Origin of the sequence: Limnobaculum xujianqingii (assembly GCF_013394855.1) — a bacterium.
GTDB classification, from domain to species: domain Bacteria; phylum Pseudomonadota; class Gammaproteobacteria; order Enterobacterales; family Enterobacteriaceae; genus Limnobaculum; species Limnobaculum xujianqingii.
Genome location: NZ_JABMLK010000001.1, coordinates 2,180,243 through 2,197,858, shown reverse-complemented (window position 1 = coordinate 2,197,858; position 17,616 = coordinate 2,180,243). Strand labels below are relative to the sequence as shown.

12 protein-coding genes are annotated in these 17,616 nt (G+C 45.9%); 7 read left to right on the top strand and 5 right to left on the bottom strand.

Translation table 11 applies throughout. From position 1 onward, the window contains the following. Window positions 1-344: 344 nt before the first annotated feature. Window positions 345-2,630: a YgiQ family radical SAM protein gene (locus GOL65_RS09980; protein WP_140919780.1), complete on the top strand. Its 2,286-nt coding sequence runs from the start codon at window positions 345-347 to the stop codon at window positions 2,628-2,630. Window positions 2,631-2,701: 71 nt separating this feature from the next. Here the strand turns inward: GOL65_RS09980 and GOL65_RS09975 are convergent, their stop codons facing one another. After that, on the bottom strand, window positions 2,702-2,890 hold the full coding sequence (locus tag GOL65_RS09975; protein WP_140919781.1) for a hypothetical protein: 189 nt from the start codon (window positions 2,888-2,890) through the stop codon (window positions 2,702-2,704). A 407-nt stretch (window positions 2,891-3,297) separates the two neighbouring features. Here GOL65_RS09975 and GOL65_RS09970 point away from each other — a divergent pair, with 407 nt between their 5' ends. Further along, the gene (locus GOL65_RS09970) at window positions 3,298-5,673 is read left to right on the top strand and encodes a glycoside hydrolase family 31 protein (protein ID WP_140919782.1); all 2,376 of its coding nucleotides are present in this window, start codon (window positions 3,298-3,300) and stop codon (window positions 5,671-5,673) included. Window positions 5,674-5,979: 306 nt separating this feature from the next. Here GOL65_RS09970 and uxuA read toward each other — a convergent pair whose 3' ends face one another. The 3 genes from uxuA to GOL65_RS09955 all read right to left on the bottom strand — a co-directional run bounded on the left by uxuA (window position 5,980) and on the right by GOL65_RS09955 (window position 9,168). After that, complete coding sequence (uxuA, locus tag GOL65_RS09965) at window positions 5,980-7,170, bottom strand: mannonate dehydratase (protein WP_140919783.1); 1,191 nt, start codon at window positions 7,168-7,170, stop codon at window positions 5,980-5,982. Between the two features lie 166 nt (window positions 7,171-7,336). Then, on the bottom strand, window positions 7,337-8,089 hold the full coding sequence (locus GOL65_RS09960; protein WP_130590331.1) for an FCD domain-containing protein: 753 nt from the start codon (window positions 8,087-8,089) through the stop codon (window positions 7,337-7,339). A 104-nt stretch (window positions 8,090-8,193) separates the two neighbouring features. Then, window positions 8,194-9,168, bottom strand: a complete 975-nt coding sequence (locus GOL65_RS09955) for a TRAP transporter substrate-binding protein (protein ID WP_140919784.1) — start codon at window positions 9,166-9,168, stop codon at window positions 8,194-8,196. A 322-nt stretch (window positions 9,169-9,490) separates the two neighbouring features. Between GOL65_RS09955 and GOL65_RS09950 the strand changes: the two genes are divergently transcribed. The 4 genes from GOL65_RS09950 to uxaC all read left to right on the top strand — a co-directional run bounded on the left by GOL65_RS09950 (window position 9,491) and on the right by uxaC (window position 14,362). Continuing rightward, window positions 9,491-9,985 (top strand): TRAP transporter small permease, encoded by a 495-nt coding sequence (locus tag GOL65_RS09950; protein ID WP_130590333.1) that lies wholly within the window; start codon window positions 9,491-9,493, stop codon window positions 9,983-9,985. A gap of 78 nt (window positions 9,986-10,063) precedes the next feature. Further along, window positions 10,064-11,368 carry a TRAP transporter large permease gene (locus GOL65_RS09945; RefSeq protein WP_140919785.1) on the top strand — a complete coding sequence of 435 codons (1,305 nt, stop codon included), beginning with the start codon at window positions 10,064-10,066 and terminating at the stop codon, window positions 11,366-11,368. Window positions 11,369-11,471: 103 nt separating this feature from the next. Continuing rightward, window positions 11,472-12,950: a mannitol dehydrogenase family protein gene (locus GOL65_RS09940; protein WP_140919786.1), complete on the top strand. Its 1,479-nt coding sequence runs from the start codon at window positions 11,472-11,474 to the stop codon at window positions 12,948-12,950. Between the two features lie 2 nt (window positions 12,951-12,952). Beyond that, the gene (gene uxaC / locus GOL65_RS09935; protein WP_140919787.1) at window positions 12,953-14,362 is read left to right on the top strand and encodes a glucuronate isomerase; all 1,410 of its coding nucleotides are present in this window, start codon (window positions 12,953-12,955) and stop codon (window positions 14,360-14,362) included. Between the two features lie 276 nt (window positions 14,363-14,638). On the opposite strand, the gene GOL65_RS09930 is transcribed toward uxaC, so the two are convergent. Beyond that, window positions 14,639-15,796, bottom strand: a complete 1,158-nt coding sequence (locus GOL65_RS09930; protein ID WP_140919788.1) for a 4Fe-4S binding protein — start codon at window positions 15,794-15,796, stop codon at window positions 14,639-14,641. Window positions 15,797-16,137: 341 nt separating this feature from the next. On the opposite strand from GOL65_RS09930, the gene mgtE reads away from it, so the two are divergent. Then, window positions 16,138-17,592, top strand: a complete 1,455-nt coding sequence (gene mgtE / locus GOL65_RS09925) for a magnesium transporter (RefSeq protein WP_140919789.1) — start codon at window positions 16,138-16,140, stop codon at window positions 17,590-17,592. Window positions 17,593-17,616 lie beyond the last annotated feature (24 nt).

The following is a 17,616-nucleotide window of genomic DNA, read 5'->3' as shown; positions in this document are numbered from 1 at the left end:
CCACAAGAAATACCACCTCATAGGAGGGGGTTCTTGTGGATGGAATGTGGATAAATCACTATATATAGGTGTGTTCGAAATTGCGTACACTATATATTGTATCTGGCACAAATAAAAGCCGATTTATTTGACGAAGAACAAGGAATTGATTACTTGCTCATTCTTCAGACGAAAATAATCGGAAAAAGCGTATTTTTTCATCAAATCTATTGTTATTAATTTCAGCACATTGGTAATAATTCCGAGAGTGATGACTTTTTGTCCGTGATTCAGCGTAATAAAACGGTATAATTCCCGGCCTGCCGTATCGTCGGTTCCCCTAATAACGTTTAAATGAGTTTTCTATGAGTAGCAGCATTAGTCTGATCCAGCCTGAACGTGACCTTTTTTCCTACAAGCCTTACTGGGCTGAGTGTTTTGGCACGGCACCTTTTTTGCCGATGTCCCGCGAGGAGATGGACACATTAGGTTGGGACAGCTGTGACATTATTATCGTGACCGGCGATGCTTATGTTGACCATCCCAGTTTTGGAATGGCGATCGTCGGCAGAATGCTGGAAGCCCAAGGGTTTCGCGTGGGCATCATTGCTCAGCCCGACTGGACTAATAAAGACGATTTTATGCGGCTTGGAAAACCCAATTTGTTTTTCGGGGTAACCGCAGGAAACATGGATTCCATGATTAACCGTTATACCGCCGATCGACGTATGCGCCATGATGATGCCTATACGCCAGATAATGTCGGCGGTAAACGACCGGATCGTGCCACGTTGGTGTATACCCAACGTTGTAAAGAAGCCTATAAAGATGTTCCGGTGATCCTTGGTGGTATTGAAGCCAGCCTGCGTCGTATTGCTCATTATGACTACTGGTCTGATACCGTGCGCCGTTCTGTTTTGGTGGACTCAAAGGCAGATATGCTGGTGTACGGTAATGGTGAGCGCCCAATGGTTGAGTTGGCTCACCGTCTGGCTGCCGGAGAAGCCATCGCCGATATTCAGGATGTACGTAACACGGCGCTAATGCGCAAAGGGCCTTTGCCTGGGTGGTCAGGCGTAGATTCCACCCGTCTGGATAAACCGGGGCGTATCGACCCTATTCCTCATCCTTATGGTGATGACCTGCCCTGCGTTGATGAAGACAGCCCGTTTGCTCTTGAAAAACAGCCGGTGGCGAAAGAAGTTATCGTTCAACCAGCCAAACCGAAGCCATGGGAAAAGACCTATGTTTTGCTGCCATCTTATGAAAAGGTGAAGGCTGATAAAATCATGTATGCCCATGCTTCACGTATTTTGCATCATGAGACTAATCCCGGCTGTGCAAGGGCGTTACTGCAAAAACATGGGGATCGCTACGTGTGGATTAATCCACCGGCCATTCCACTGTCAACGGAAGAAATGGACAGCGTATTTGCTTTGCCATATCAGCGTATTCCTCATCCTGCCTATAACGGTCAAAAGCTGCCGGCTTATGAGATGATTCGCTTTTCCGTTAATATCATGCGTGGCTGCTATGGCGGTTGCTCGTTCTGTTCGATTACCGAGCATGAAGGGCGCATTATTCAGAGTCGTTCAGAAGATTCGATCATTCGTGAAATCGAAGAGATTCGCGATAGCGTACCGGGTTTTACCGGTATTATTTCTGACCTCGGCGGGCCAACGGCCAATATGTATATGTTGCGTTGTCAGTCGCCAAGAGCGGAGCAGACCTGTCGTCGTGCTTCCTGCGTCTATCCTGAAATTTGTCAGCACATGGATATTAACCATGAGCCAACCATCAAACTGTATCGTCGAGCCAGAGATTTAAAGGGTATCAAGAAAATCCTGATTGCTTCCGGTGTTCGCTACGATTTAGCGGTGCAGGATCCTCGTTATATTAAGGAACTGGCAACCCATCACGTTGGTGGCTATTTGAAGATAGCGCCGGAACATACGGAAAAAGGGCCGCTATCCAAAATGATGAAGCCCGGCATGGGCAGTTACGATCGCTTTAAAGAACTGTTTGATACTTACTCTAAGCAGGCAGGAAAAGAGCAGTATCTTATCCCTTATTTCATTTCAGCCCATCCGGGTACTGAAGATGAAGACATGGTTAATCTGGCGCTATGGTTGAAGAAGAACCGTTTCCGTCTGGATCAGGTACAAAACTTCTATCCGTCACCGCTGGCTAATTCAACCACTATGTATTACACCGGCAAGAACCCATTGTCGAAAGTGGACTATAAAAGCGAAGATGTCACTATTCCAAAAGGGGATCGCCAGCGTCGGTTACAAAAAGCACTGCTACGCTACCATGATCCAGCTAACTGGCCATTGATTCGTACAGCACTGGAAGAGATGGGATTAAAGCACCTGATAGGTAGCCGTCGTGATTGTCTGGTGCCTGCAGCAACTATTGAAGAGCAAAGAGCCGCTAAACGTAATTTGCGCCAGACGCGTCCTGCGTTAACCAAACATACGGATATTACTCGTCAGAGAGATCCGGCAAAAGGGCATCAACCAGCAGAAACGCCACGTAAGCCAGACAATAAAACGAAAAGCGCTAAACCACAAAGCGGTAAGCAGGAAACTGCACATTCAGCAAAAAGTGGAAAGCCAAAAAAATCGGTCAGAAAAAAGCCATCTTTTTAAGTGATTAAAACCGTTGAAGCGGGTGAATGTAAGATTCACCCGCTTTAATCAATGGTAGCCTGAATAGCTTATCAGTTGTCTGATGAGTCTTTTGAATAGTTATCGGTTTTAAATGTAAAACGCGATGTTGTCTTTTGTCGATGCTTGTCAGTTTCGTTTGGTGAAACCGGTTTTGAGCTGGTACCCGTCAGCGTTGTTAGCCTCGGTAGTGAAAAATCTGCCAGCCCCAACATATTGGCTCGAAAGCAGGATAAGTTCATAGCACCTCCCGTGGATATCTTAATCACAACTTATTAACTATAGGACAGGCTAATTCATCTGTCCGTTTTTGCTGTCACATTCCCGCCAAATGCTGTCTGTTAATGGAAAACCAGAACGGCTACCAGTTTGTGGTCAATGAGCAGATAATTGTTATCACTGAGCCGGATAATTTTGGTTCTTTTTCGGGTTTTTAACTTTCCGCTCATTTTGTGATCTCTCACGAATAAGGCAATGAAAAAATTTTCATAAAAATAATATGTAATTAAATAAGGATAAATTCGATTTTTATCTGATTAATGACTTATTTATGCAATTTTTTTCAAAAAAAGCCGTTGAGACATGACTTTTTTTATCATTAGCTAGCGTCAATTACCTGTGATTATTGCTAACTATAAAGACGAACATCATGAAAACACTAAAAAACTGGACGTTGCAGCAACAGCTCACCGATCGCATAGAACTTAATGTTGATAACCGCCATTGCTTTTGTTTGTATGTGCTGGAGCCGGATCTATTTCGGGTTCTTATCAAGCAAAATAACCAATTAGCTCTGGACCGTACCTGGACGATTGCGCCGGATAACGACACTCCCTGGGAAGGGCGCTCCAGACTGAGCTGTGAGGGATTCTCTCTTCCCGGCTATCAGTTGGAACAGCAGGATGAATGGCTACGTGTCAGTACTGATAAACTACGAGTAACCGTTCATCAGCCTCTCTGGCTGGAGTGGGAATACAAAACCCAAAATGGTGACTGGCAACCGCTGGCCGCCGATCGTCCTACCAGCGCCTATTTATTAAATGCCCATGGTGATGGTGTTGCACATTATCAGCGTCGTTATGGCAATGAACAATTTTATGGATTGGGGGAAAAGGCGGGCGACCTGAATCGCAATGGTCGCCGGTTTGAAATGCGTAATCTGGACGCAATGGGCTATAACGCAGCTTCTACCGATCCGTTGTATAAGCATATTCCGTTTACCATTACTCGTCGTAATGAAGTTAGTTTTGGTTTGTTTTACGATAACCTGAGCATCTGCTGGCTGGATTTGGGTAAAGAGTTGGATAACTACCATCTGCCATATCGCCGCTATCAGGCGGAGGCAGGAGATTTGGATTACTATCTGTTTCTTGGCCCTAAAGTATTGGATGTCACCAAAAAATTTGTCCAACTAACGGGAAAAACCTTCTTTGGGCCAAAATGGAGCCTGGGTTACAGCGGCTCGACCATGCACTACACCGATGCGCCGGATGCTCAACAGCAACTGCAAAAATTCATCACCTTATGCAGTGAACACCAGATCCCTTGTGATTCCTTCCAGCTTTCGTCCGGTTATACCTCTATTAACAATAAGCGCTATGTATTTAACTGGAACTACGACAAAGTACCTCAGCCAAAAATATTGAGTCAGGCGTTTCATCAGGCCGGATTGAAACTGGCGGCGAATATCAAACCTTGTCTGTTACAGGATCATCCTAAATATCAGGAAGTAGCGAAAGCCGGGTTATTTATTCGTGATTCTGAATCCGATTCGCCGGAACGTTCAGTTTTCTGGGATGACGAAGGTTCCCACATTGACTTTACCAATCCACAAGCTATTCAATGGTGGCAGGGAAATGTTACTCAGCAATTGCTGGAAATGGGCATAAATTCAACCTGGAACGATAATAACGAATATGAAGTATGGGATGGCGAAGCAGTTTGTCACGGCTTTGGTCGTCCGATTGCTATTAAGCATATCCGCCCGGTGATGCCATTATTGATGTGTCGTTCTTCTATGGAGGCCCAGCAGAAATTTGCGCCGGAAAAACGTCCTTATTTGATCTCCCGTTCTGGTTGTGCAGGCATGCAGCGTTATGTACAGACCTGGAGTGGGGATAATCGTACCAGCTGGCAGACTTTACGCTATAACACTCGTATGGGTGTCGGTATGAGTTTATCCGGGTTGTATAACGTAGGACACGATGTCGGGGGATTCTCAGGCGATCGTCCGGATGCAGAACTGTTTGTCCGTTGGGTACAAAATGGTGTGATGCACCCACGGTTTACCATCCATTCATGGAATGACGACCACACGGTTAATGAACCCTGGATGTATCCGGAAGCGACGCCTGCCATTCGTGATGCTATTAACTTGCGTTATCGCTTGCTGCCGTACTTCTATAACCTGTTGTGGCAAGCTCACCGTGATGATGAGCCCATGCTTCGTGCTACTTTTTTGGATCATGAGCATGATATCAACACGTTCAGCGAAACCGATGATTTTCTGATTGGTAAAGATCTGCTGGTAGCCAGCGTAGTAGAACAAGGCCAGCGTGAGCGCCCGGTTTATTTACCTGATAATCAGAGTGGCTGGTACTGCTTCTATTCTGGCCAGTGGCATAAGAGCGGGCAAAAAATTGTACTGCCAGCACCGCTGGACCGTCTGCCGCTATTAGTGAAAGCGGGTGCAGTTTTACCGCTATCGACTCATATTGGTTCTACCCAACTGATTAAGCAGGAAGTTCGTGAACTGCATATTTTCCCTCTGGTCTCAGCAGGAGAAACCTGTGGTGAAATCTTCGAAGATGACGGTGAAAGCTTTGGCTATCGCGATGGCAATGCTTTGTGGTTGAACTGGAGGTTAACCAGTGATACCAACCGCATCGACCTGAAAATTGATGTTAAAGGCAACTATGTTCCAGTGTGGGATACGCTGAAGATGGTATTACCGCAGGGAGAAAAGCGTAGCCTGTATGTTAATGGTCAGGCAGTTGAAGAGATGGCTCTATCGTTGTTGCGGTAAGGTTTTTGGTCTTCTGATATTCCAAATGGCTCCTTATGGAGCCATTTGGCTTTATGTCTTACATAGCGAATCGGAGGGAGAGGGTGCCGTGGGGGTCGACTTGGCGTAAGCCAACGAAGCGCCCGTAGGCAGCCTAGGCCCGACGCGCGCTGCAGCTAAGTATATGGCCCTTCCGGCCGAGCACTTTTCACAATATAAGCACATCGATTTTACGGCCGGAATATCCATTGATATTAATTTATTAGATTTATCTGTAGCAAAATGGCGCCATAAGGCGCCATTTCCATTCAATACTTAAGAAAACTATTACTTAAGATCGTTAAAGAAAGTGCGTTTCAGCGCCAACTCCACACCACGTATTTCTGCCAGACCTTTCAGGCGGCCAATGGCGGAATAGCCGGGGTTGGTTTTCTTTTTCAGGTCGTCCAGCATTTGGTGACCATGGTCAGGGCGCATTGGAATTTTACGCATATCGCCGGTTTTCTGACGGCGAGATTCTTCTTCCAGAATGGCTTTCACCACTGAATACATATCCACATCGCCATCTAAATGAGCACCTTCATGGAAGGTTTTTGGGTTACCCTCACGGCAGGTTGAACGTAAATGGGTGAAGTGAATGCGGTCACCAAAGGTTTCGATCATTCGGACTAAATCGTTATCAGCGCGAACACCATAAGAACCAGTACACATGGTGAAACCATTATGAATACTATCAACGGTCTCTTTTAACCACTGCATATCTTCAATGGTGGAAACGATGCGTGGCAGGCCCAGAATTGGACGCGGTGGATCGTCAGGATGCACCGCCAGACGCAAACCACAGGCTTCGGCTACCGGAACAATCTCCTTCAGGAAGTAAGCCATATGCTCGCGTAGCTTCGCTTTATCAATGCCATCATAGGTGGAGAGGTGCTTACGGAATTGATCCAGAGTATAGCCTTCTTCAGCACCCGGCAGACCAGCAATAATATTGCGTACCAGTTTATCAATGTCAGCCTGACTCATGGCGTCATAATAGGCTTTAGCCTGAATGACTTCTTCTGCGGTGTAGTCTGCCTCAGCTCCCGGACGCTTTAACATATGCAATTCAAAGGCAGCAAAAGCGATTTGGTCAAAGCGTAGCGCTTTGGAACCGTCAGGTAACACATATTCCAGATCGGTACGCGTCCAGTCTAATACCGGCATAAAGTTGTAGCACACGGTATCAATGCCACAGGTGGCCAGATTACGAATAGATTGCTGGTAATTAGCAATATGCTGCTTATAGTTACCGGTCTGAGTTTTAATCTCTTCATGGACAGGAATACTTTCTACCACTGACCAGACTAATCCTTTCTCTTCAATCACCTTTTTGCGTTTTTCGATCTCTTCAACACTCCAGACGTCACCGTTTGGAATATGATGCAATGCAGTGACAATACCGGTAGCACCAGCCTGGCGAATGTCATCTAAAGATACCGGGTCATTAGGACCATACCAACGCCATGTTTGTTCCATATATAAATACCTTCAAATCAGGGTGTTAAAGACAGCAGCAACCCCGCCATAAATAGCGTATAAACATAAAATTATATTTATCGACTCATCAGCGTTGCGCTATATGTCGCTTGTCTGACCATGACAGAAGAGCCTGCCATGGCGGTTATTCGCTTTTCCCGTGATATCAGGGATCCTGATTCTCAACGGGAACTGATTCAAAAAGATAACCATCAAAAGAGGGGTCATCTGAATCAGAAAGTTCCATCAACTTCTGTTTTACATTCTCCAGGTGCTGCCACATAGCCTGACGGGCACCTTGAGGATCTCTGCGTTGTAATGCCTGCAAGATCTTGTTGTGATCGCTAAGCCAGGCCCGCCGATAGTCCTGATTGGAGATATGGGTATGCAGCTTTTGCCACATGGCGCTGTCTCTGCGGCGGCGCCACAGATCTTGCACCATATCTTCCAACAGCGAGTTTTGAGTAGCCTTAGCGATCAGGGTATGGAACAGCTCATCACCGTCATAATTGGTTTGCCCACTTTCCAGTGCGGAACGCTCCTGCTCGAGAGCCTGACGCAGTTCGGCGATATCTGATTTAACCAGTTGAGTGGCAGCAAAAGCGGCAATATTGCTTTCCAGCAGTTGCCGCGCCTGTAGCATTTCAAAAGGACCGATATCGTCACTGTTCTGTTGTGGAGCTTGCTTAACATCGTCAGGCAGGTTTATTACATAAACCCCAGAGCCTTTACGCACATCAACCAGATTTTCCAATTCCAGCATGATTAATGCTTCGCGTATTACCGCCCGGCTAACGCTGAACTGGGCAGCGATATCCCTTTCTGGCGGTAGGCGTGAACCCACGGGAAAATTACCTGAGCTCAACATGGCTTTTAGCGCTTTACCAATTTCTTGATAGGAGCGTTTAGCACCTGACATGTTATATCCTTAGCGTTATATGGTCTTGGTAGGTATCAGGCTAATTGTAGCAATATCCAACACAAGATCAATTAACTGGTTGACCAATTATTCGATTCGTTCCATTAAAGTTTTTTCATAGAATCAACCAGTTGATAAACTTCAGGATTACTTTTCTGTAAGCTGTCATACATTGGTTGAACTGCCTGCTGGAAGCTGGCCTTTTCCGGATAGATAAACTGAACGCCCATCTTCTCGGCTTTTACTTTCTCTTCCGCATCAGATTTAGCCCATAAATCTTTCATAAACATCATGGATTCATCAGCCGCTTGCTGTAAGGCTTTTTGGTCTTTATCTGACAACTCATCCCAGACTTTGGCTGAAATCACCAGCACGTCAGGAATCGAGGTATGTTCATCAACGCTGTAGAACTTAGTTACTTCACCATGGCGATTTAACGTCAGTGCCGTCAGATTGTTTTCTGCGGCGTCAACTACACCTTGTTGCAATGCGGTATATAACTCACCGTATGCCAGAGGAGTAGGATTACCCCCTAACAGTTTAATCATTTCAACCGCACTTGGGCTTGGCTGAACCCGGACTTTTAACCCTTTCAGATCGTCCGGTGAATTGATGGCTTTTTTAGCGTAGAAGCTGCGAGATCCAGCATCATAGTAGGTCAAACCGATAAAGCCATTTGGTCGTGAGGATTGCAGAATGGATTTGCCTGATTCACTTAACATAGCGCGATAGTAGTGTTCACGATCGGTGAACAGATAAGGCATGTTAAAGGCACCATAGTTTTTGGCAAAAGCTTCCAGCTCGGCAGCATTCGATTTTGCCATGGCCAGCGCGCCATTTTGTACCAACTCCAGTGATTCTCTTTGGTCGCCCAATTGTGCATCCGGATAAATGCGGATAACCAGATTGCCATTGGACAGTTCTTTCACCCGGCTGGCCATTTGTTCCATGGCTTTTTGTACCGGATGATTTCGGTTGTGGTTATGGCTGAGTTTCATAGTAACTGCAGCGTAGGCAGGTGCTGCCACCATCATGACGGAACCAATAATTAGAGGCAACAGGCCCTTCTTTAGTGTCATGTAACTCTCCTTCTGTCGTTGTTGTATTTTTCAGAGTGGGTATAGCAGGGTACGCTCAGCAGGCTGACCACTTTGCGGTAAAAAGTCAAAATAAAATACAATAATAATGCAAATTGGTTGATCAATATCTCAAAAATGCAATAAGGTCGCTCGAATTGATTGATCGAGAAACAGAAAAAATGTCTTATAACACGGACCAATTTTGTGTGAAATTTAGTCTTATTGAAAGTAACTATATTTAAATCATGCTGTTGTGGCTAAATAAATAGAATGAATTTGTTAGTCCGGCTAAATCAGCAATACCAGTAGGGAGTCAAACTTGATGAATACACTTAAGAAAATGGTTGACCAATTTCTTGCGTGGGCGGTGATCCTTATTTCCAGCGTTCTTGTCCTTTGCGTTTTATGGCAGGTCTTTTCTCGTTATTGCCTGGGAACTCCCAGCGTAGCAACGGATGAAATTGCCCGCTTTATGTTTATGTGGGTTGGTCTGGTGGGGGCTGCTTATGCGGTAAGTCTGAAACGCCATCTGGCTATTGATTTGTTGACGCAAAAATTGACCGGCACACGCAAGCTGGTTTCCGAAGTGGTCATCATTTTAATGACGCTCCTGTTTGCCGGGCTGGTCATGGTATATGGCGGCCTTGGCTTAGTTCAGAAAACCCTGAGCACTCAACAACTCTCTCCGGCTTTAGGTATTCCAATGGGATATATCTATTTCGCCATTCCTTTCAGCGGTATCGCCATTATTTTTTATTCACTGGTCGATTTACTGAACAAGTTTACGCCGCATTCCTCTGTCAATACCGCAGGGTAATTGTGCTTTTCCATTAGTAGCCTGAGGCAGGATAGCTAACAGGTTTAATAACTAAATATTGAAAAAGGTAACTTAATCATGGAATGGGATATTATTTTGACGCTGTTTGGCGTTTTCGCTTTCCTGCTAATCATTGGTGTACCGATCTCTTTCTCTATCGGTTTAGCTTCTCTGGCGACTATTATGCTGTCGCTCCCTTTCGATCCGGCGATTGCTGTTATTGCTCAGAAAATGGCAACCGGGTTGGATAGTTTTGCTTTATTGGCCATACCGTTTTTTATTCTGGCAGGAAACATCATGAACCGGGGCGGAATAGCGCTACGGCTGATTAACTTTGCCAAAGTACTGGGTGGACGCTTACCCGGCCCGCTGGCCCACTGCAACGTATTAGCTAATATGATGTTTGGTGCGCTTTCCGGCTCAGCAGTCGCATCGGCAGCAGCAGTAGGGGGCGTTATGTCTCCAATGCAGAAAAAAGAGGGGTACGATCCGGCGTTCTCGGCGGCAGTGAATATTACCTCTTGCCCAACCGGCCTGTTGATTCCGCCTTCTAATACCCTGATTGTTTATTCTCTTATTTCTGGCGGTACATCCATTTCAGCCCTGTTTTTAGCCGGTTATTTACCCGGTATTTTGATGGGTGTTGGTTTGATGATCGTGGCAGGGATCATTGCTAAGCGTAAAGGATACGGCCGCCCGGAAAAGGCCACCTGTTCAGAAGCCTTCTATCGTATGTTAGATGCATTACCTTCTCTGGCTCTGATTGTAGTGATCATGGGGGGAATCATTGCCGGTATTTTTACTGCGACAGAAGCCTCAGCGGTAGCGGTGGTATACACCATTGGATTATCAATGATTTATCGTGAAATGAAGCTGGCGGATTTACCAAAAGTGATTCTTGATTCTGCGGTAACAACCTCTATCGTATTGCTGCTAATTGGTACTTCGATGGGAATGTCATGGGCAATGGCCAATGCTGATATTCCTTATATGATTAGCGATGGTTTGAATGCGGTATCAGAAAATCCAATTATTATTCTGCTGATCATTAACGTTATTTTGCTAATTATCGGTGTGTTTATGGATATGACACCGGCACTGCTGATCTTTACTCCAATTTTCCTACCATTAGCCAATCAGATGGGCATTGATCCGGTTCACTTTGGCATCATCATGACTTTTAACCTGTGTATTGGTATTTGTACTCCACCGGTAGGGAGTGCGCTGTTTGTCGGTTGCAGCGTGGGTGATGTATCCATTGATAAGGTACTGAAACCATTACTGCCGTTCTTCGCCATGTTGTTATTTACGCTGATGATGGTGACCTATATTCCGGAGATCAGCCTGTATTTACCAAGAACTATTCTGGGTTATGGCGGTTAATCACCGGAATTTAATCTGAAATAGATAACAAACGGCGGCTTCCGGTAGCAGGTTGACCGCCGTTTCTGCGCCATTCGTCATTCGAAAAATTATGGGATGTAACATGAAAACCATTGATAACAGCCAGTTACCTACAGCAATACAGCGACCAACATATGACCGCCGTCAGCTAAAAAGCCGTATTGTGCATTTGGGATTTGGTGCGTTTCATCGCGCTCATCAGGCATTGTTAACCAACCGGGTATTGCAACAGTCTGGCGGCGATTGGGGGATCTGTGAAGTGAATCTGTTTGGGGGGGAGGCATTAATCGAGGCGCTTCGCCAACAGAATCACTTGTATAGCGTATTGGAAAAAGGGGCAGAAAGTAATCAGGCATTGATTATTGGTTCGGTTACGAAGTCTCTGCATTCTGAGCTGGATGGCATAGAAACTGTTATTGAAAAAATGGCTGAACCTCAGGTAGCTATTGTGTCTATGACTATCACCGAGAAAGGCTATTGTGTGTTGCCAGGTGGAGGTGGTCTGGATATTAATAACCCATTAATTAAAGCCGACCTGGCGCAACCTCACCAACCGAAGTCTGCCATTGGCGTTATCATTGAAGCCTTACGCCGTCGCCGTGAGCGTGGGTTAGTGCCTTTTACCGTGTTGTCTTGTGACAATATTCCGGAAAATGGGCACATTGTTAAGCAAGCGGTTATTGGATTAGCCAAAGCCAGTAATACTGAACTGGCTGACTGGATAGACCAAAATGTGCCTTTCCCCAGCACTATGGTAGACCGAATTGTTCCTGCCATTACGGATGAAACTCTGGCGGAAATAGAACAAACGTTAGGAGTAAGCGATCCTTGCGGCATCGCCTGTGAGCCTTTTATTCAGTGGGTGGTGGAGGATAACTTTATTGCCGGTCGTCCTCAGTGGGAAGCTATTGGCGCAGAGCTGGTAGACAATGTACTGCCTTATGAAGAAATGAAGCTGAGAATGCTAAACGGCAGCCACTCCTTCCTAGCCTACTTAGGCTATCTGGCTGGTTATCAACATATCAACGACTGCATGACGGACAGCGCTTATCGTACCGCTGCTCATCGGTTGATGCTACAAGAGCAGGCACCAACGCTGAGCCTGAAAAATGTTGATTTGGCGGGTTATGCTGACCGTCTGATTGAGCGTTATAGTAACCCCTCGTTGAAGCACCGTACCTGGCAGATTGCGATGGATGGCACCCAGAAGTTACCACAGCGGATGTTAGATTCGATTCGCTGGCATCTGACCGACAACAGCCATTTTGACTGTCTGGCGTTGGGTGTTGCAGGGTGGATGCGCTACGTTGGCGGAGTTGATGATGCGGGAGCGGCTATTGATGTTCGGGATCCAATGGCGGAGCGCCTGAAACAAGTATGTACTTCGACTAAAGATGGTATTGAAAGAGTGCAGGGTTTATTGGCTGTGGAAGAGGTGTTTGGTACCGCATTGCCACAGGACGCTCATTTTGTTGAAGCGGTAAGTCGCAGCTATCTGGCACTGATGGAACACGGGGCCAAAAATACCGTTCATCGGTTGGTTAGTCAGGGGAGTATTTAATCATGAAAGACTTTTTAGCGGATGATTTCTTATTATCCACCGATGCGGCTCAGCGCCTCTATTTTGACTATGCCGCTCCTCAACCGATTTTTGACTATCACTGCCATCTGCCTCCGAAAGATATTATGGAGAATCGCCGCTTTGGTAATTTGTCAGAGATCTGGCTGGCGGGGGATCATTACAAGTGGCGGGTACTGAGAACTGCTGGTATTGACGAACGTCTGATTACCGGAGATGCCAGCGATTATGAGAAATATCTGGCCTGGGCATCAGTGGTACCTAAAACTCTAGGAAACCCAATTTACCACTGGACTCATCTGGAGCTGAAACGTCCATTTGGTATCAGTAATATTTGCCTGAGTTCTGATACTGCAGAGCAGGTCTGGCAACAGGCTAATACATTACTGGCACAACCTCAGTTTTCTGCTCGTGGGATTATGCAGCAGATGAAGGTAAAAATGGTCGGTACCACTGACGATCCTATTGATTCTCTGGAATATCATCGTGGCATTGCGGCAGATGACAGTTTTGATATTCGGGTATGTCCAAGCTGGCGGCCGGATCGTGCTTTTAAAATTGATTTACCCGGGTTTGTTGATTACCTTCCGCTGTTAGAAAAAGCTGCCGATATCAGCATTCACGGCTTTGCTGATTTGTTGAAAGCTCTGGAAAAACGTCTGGATCATTTCGCCGCACATGGTTGTGTTGCTGCCGATCATGGTGTCGAGATTGTTCGCTTTGCTGAAATTCCTACAGTTTCAGAGCTGGATCGTATTTTGCGTCAACGTTTGTCGGGTCAGACATTAAGTGAATTAGAGATTGCACAGTTCAGTACGGCGGTTCAGGTCTGGCTGGGGCGTAAATATCATCAGCGTGGCTGGGTAATGCAGTTACATATTGGCGCATTACGTAATAATAGCCAACGTATGTTTGCCAGATTGGGCGCAGATGCCGGGTTTGATTCGATTGGCGATCGCCCGGTTGCCGAGCCGTTGTCCCGTTTGCTTAACGAGCTGGATAAAGATGACCACTTGCCGAAAACTATTCTTTATTGCCTGAATCCATCAGATAACGAAGTGCTGGCTACGATGTGCGGTAATTTCCAGGGCGGTGGTATTGCCGGAAAAGTACAGTTTGGTTCTGGCTGGTGGTTTAACGATCAGAAAGAAGGTATGCAACGTCAGATGATGCAGTTATCACAGCTGGGTTTATTAAGCCAGTTTGTCGGTATGCTGACCGATTCGAGAAGCTTCCTTTCCTATACCCGCCATGAGTATTACCGCCGCATTCTGTGCGATATGGTTGGTGGCTGGATGGATAACGGTGAAATCCCTCATGATTATCAACTGGTAGGAAGCATGATTAAAGATATCTGCTACGGAAATGCAGAGCGTTATTTTAAGCTGAAGTAAGAGGATTAATGACAAAGCTTTATCGTTCAGTTTAGTACTTTAAGATTGCTAATCGTTGGGAGGGACGGGTGTTGGGGTCGACTTGGCGTAAGCCAACGAAGCGCCCCTAACCCGGCCAGGCCCAACGCGCTCTGTAGCTGAGTACAGAGGGTTTACCGACCGTTACTGATGCAGACATAAGCACATTATTTTTACGGCCGGAATATGCATAAATGCGGATTTATTAGATTTGTCAGAAGCCTCAGAGCTCTCTAATCGGCGGGCTTTGTTTATCTATCAGGGATGCCCCAGCATCTGGCTATCAGGTATTAAACGATAGTAAAACTGTTCTGGCAGGTTGGTTTCCCAGTGGCCTGCATATTTAGCATAACCAATGGTTCCCCCCAGAATAAGCGTTAACAGCAATGCCACCATCATACCGGAAATTCCTCTGGCGCGAGTTTGACCCGGAGCTCCCGTTGGTTTAGCTACCGAAAACACTAAAGTATCTTTTGCCGGACAGGATTCGACGCAGCTCATACAGGCAGTACATTCCACAGTGCGAACCTGAATTAAGCGATCGACGGGAATACGTGAAGGGCAGGCCTTGGCGCATTTACCGCAGTCAATGCAGCTTTCCACATTACGGCGAATTTTAAACGGTGAAAATAACGAAAATAGCCCCAATAATGCACCGTATGGACAAAGATAACGACACCACAGGTTTTGAATAAACAGGCTGCCAAATATCAGCACAATAACTGAAATTAAAGTAGTTTCCCCGATAAAACGGAAGAAGTTCAGCATTTTCACATCAGCAATCAAGCCATAAGGAGACATCAAAAATGCCTGAATAGCTCTTACTGGCATTGGAATTACCAGATACAGAAAAAAGCCCAATAACAGATACTTCAAGCTGCGCAAAGGGATATCTAACCAGCGTGGTGGTAAGAACGTTTGGCCAAACAGCTTTTTCCCTAACTTACCTGACATTTCCGATAGCGTACCCACCGGACATAACCATGAACAAAAGGCCTTTTTAAGCAGGAGCGCCATCAATAAAAAAGCCAGTAATAACAGCATTGATGCTGCATGAATGGGGGGGATATTCCAGGTTTCTAACGTGTACTTCAGGTTCATCAAACCTGCTATTGGCAACCAGCCTTCAATTCCTGCCGGACGGGGCACATACGTCGTGGCACCGCCAGTCTCATAAAATCTTACCCAAAAGTAGAAAGTGGTACAGATATAGATATTAATCAGCACAAAAATAAACTGTGCACTATGTCGCCAAAGCTTGCTATTCCGGACATCATTCCAGGGCAGCTTACCCGCCACGGTACCCGGACGGCGAACCAATTTTATACGGGAGCGGGAAGCAGCTTGCTCTATGTCATCGGTTGAACATAAAACATGAACATCAGATTCTGACTGGTGTTGGGGAAGACTTTTCATAATCACCTGGCACAAGCAGCAATGGATACGGGCATCCGGTTAATCAGAGTGAAACAGGGGTATCAGGCAAGAATATTGCATCATAAATGCATGTTTATTGAGATAGATCGGGTTTGCTGACATTAAGGCTCAATTCACCTCTTTTGGGGTAGGAGAATCTGCTCTCTTTTTCAGCCTGAGAAAAATTAATCTGACTTTTCAAGCGGATTAATCCCAATCATTCACTACTATTTATATTGAAAAGCGTTATGGTAATGCACTATTGATCGCCCAGCCTGATAACAATGACTTAGTAGTAAGGTCTTGGGTAATGAATTTACAGCGGTAGAGTCACCATTTTTATGATGCAAAATGAAAGTAGTAACCAGGTACATAATGAAAAAATGACCGGTTCAAAACTGGAGCATAGTCGCCAGCGGATAATGCACTTATTGTCCGATCATTTGCTGGTGGCGGCGATTGATTACGGTAAGCAATCCTCCAGTTTGTCTGATCCTTCGTTGATGAAAGGCGTGCATGAGCTTCGACAGCTGGCCAATAAGCTACATGCTGCTGACCTTGCGGATTTGCTGGAGTCACTGCCAAAGAGCAAACGTCAGGCTATCTGGTCTCTGTTGAGCGATAAAAAACGCGGTAAAACGCTGATTGAAGCATCGGATGCCGTTTGGGATAGTCTGATTGAGGATATGAGCGACCGCCAGTTATTGTCGGCGCTACAGCATCTGGATTTGAATGAACAAGCCTATCTGGCTGGTCATCTCCCTCGCGATCTGGTTGAACAGTTATTGGCATCTCTGGATGCACATCAACGAGCCAGAATCAGTGAAGTGATTCATCTGGGTAGGGATAAAGTCGGTGCCCTGATGGATTTTGAGCTGATAGCCATTCGTGATGATATATCACTAGCTACAGTACTGCGCTTTTTGCAAAAGCGTAAAACCATTGCGGACTCTACCGATAAGCTGTTTGTTATCGATAGGGAAAATCGCCTGATGGGTGAGTTACTGATTACCGATATTTTATTGCATACGCCGGAAACAAAAGTTTCTGCGTTGATGCATACCGAACCACTCACCTTTTTACCTGACGATAATGCTGAAGAGGCGGCTGGTGCTTTCGAACGTTATAACCTGATCAGCGCCGCAGTAGTGAATCATCAAAACAAATTGATTGGGCGTTTAACCGTAGAAGATGTGGTTAACGTGGTCATTGAAGAAAGTGACAATGATTTGCGCCGTATGGGGGGCTTAAGTGAGAAAGAGGATATTTTTGCCCCGATTCTGACTTCAGTCCGTCAACGTTCAGCCTGGCTGGCAATTAACCTCTGTACCGCTTTTATTGCATCACGGGTAATTGGGTTGTTTGAAGGAACTATCTCTGAACTGGTAGCGTTGGCAACGTTAATGCCGATTGTTGCCGGTATTGGTGGTAACACCGGTAATCAGACGATTACCATGATTGTGCGAGCATTGGCCTTACACCATATTCGTTCCGAAGATATGCCATTTATGCTGTTGCGTGAGCTGGGTGTTGCTGTGATTAACGGCCTCGTTTGGGGGGGCGTCATGGGTGGGATCACCTGGCTGTTATACGGTAACCCGTTAATGGGGGGGGTAATGACGCTGGCAATGTTACTGAATTTACTGCTGGCAGCCTTAATGGGGGTAACTATTCCAATCACCATGAACCGGTTGGGGAAAGATCCGGCAATTGGTTCCAGCGTGATGATTACCGCCATTACAGATACCGGCGGCTTTTTTATTTTTCTTGGGCTGGCGACGTTATTTCTGGTTTAACTACATACAGAAAAACATGACGGA

Bases quoted from the DNA above. Each gene is read 5' to 3' on its own strand.
- GOL65_RS09980 (WP_140919780.1), top strand. From the start codon at position 345: ATGAGTAGCAGCATTAGTCTGATCCAGCCTGAACGTGACCTTTTTTCC.
- GOL65_RS09975 (WP_140919781.1), bottom strand. From the start codon at position 2,890: ATGAACTTATCCTGCTTTCGAGCCAATATGTTGGGGCTGGCAGATTTT.
- GOL65_RS09970 (WP_140919782.1), top strand. From the start codon at position 3,298: ATGAAAACACTAAAAAACTGGACGTTGCAGCAACAGCTCACCGATCGC.
- uxuA (WP_140919783.1), bottom strand. From the start codon at position 7,170: ATGGAACAAACATGGCGTTGGTATGGTCCTAATGACCCGGTATCTTTA.
- GOL65_RS09960 (WP_130590331.1), bottom strand. From the start codon at position 8,089: ATGTCAGGTGCTAAACGCTCCTATCAAGAAATTGGTAAAGCGCTAAAA.
- GOL65_RS09955 (WP_140919784.1), bottom strand. From the start codon at position 9,168: ATGACACTAAAGAAGGGCCTGTTGCCTCTAATTATTGGTTCCGTCATG.
- GOL65_RS09950 (WP_130590333.1), top strand. From the start codon at position 9,491: ATGAATACACTTAAGAAAATGGTTGACCAATTTCTTGCGTGGGCGGTG.
- GOL65_RS09945 (WP_140919785.1), top strand. From the start codon at position 10,064: ATGGAATGGGATATTATTTTGACGCTGTTTGGCGTTTTCGCTTTCCTG.
- GOL65_RS09940 (WP_140919786.1), top strand. From the start codon at position 11,472: ATGAAAACCATTGATAACAGCCAGTTACCTACAGCAATACAGCGACCA.
- uxaC (WP_140919787.1), top strand. From the start codon at position 12,953: ATGAAAGACTTTTTAGCGGATGATTTCTTATTATCCACCGATGCGGCT.
- GOL65_RS09930 (WP_140919788.1), bottom strand. From the start codon at position 15,796: ATGAAAAGTCTTCCCCAACACCAGTCAGAATCTGATGTTCATGTTTTA.
- mgtE (WP_140919789.1), top strand. From the start codon at position 16,138: ATGATGCAAAATGAAAGTAGTAACCAGGTACATAATGAAAAAATGACC.